This is a genomic window from Aquimarina sp. AWH4_224 (assembly GCF_056160245.1).
Window position 1 is genome coordinate 1 of record NZ_JBSWWU010000048.1, and the last position, 619, is coordinate 619.

Genomic DNA, 619 nt, shown 5'->3' on the forward strand with positions numbered 1-619 from the left:
TGATTGTCTGAGTCACATTGATGCTGTTTCCTGCGGCATCCGTCACACTATAGGTTCTAGTGATCACTTCTGGATTGCTGTTTCCATCACTAACATCACTGACAAATGCCACAGTAGGTGTACCACAATTGTCCGCTTCATCTGTTACGACGGTAATATCTGGTGTAGGTGCAGCACATTGGGCACTGATCGGTGATGGGTTGCTTGCTGTTGGATCAGTAGTATCATTAATAGTGATTGTCTGTGTCACATTGATACTATTCCCAGCAGCATCGGTCACACTATAGGTTCTGGTGATCACTTCTGGATTGCTATTCCCATCACTGACATCACTTACAAAAGCAACCGTAGGAGTTCCACAATTGTCCGCTTCATCAGTAACGACAGTAATATCTGGTGTAGGTGCAGCACATTGGGCACTAATCGGTGATGGGTTGCTCGCCGTTGGATCAGTAGTATCGTTAATGGTGATCGTTTGCGTCACGTTGATGCTGTTTCCAGCAGCATCCGTCACACTATAGGTCCTGGTGATGACTTCCGGGTTGCTGTTCCCATCACTTACATCACTTACAAATGCCACCGTGGGAGTACCACAATTGTCCGCTTCATCAGTAACGAC

At 46.5% G+C, this 619-nt stretch carries 1 pseudogene; it reads right to left on the minus strand.

Features of this window, described 5'->3' with window-relative positions:
- Positions 1–619, minus strand: a pseudogene (locus tag ACXAGJ_RS24630) (gliding motility-associated C-terminal domain-containing protein); the annotation flags it as partial.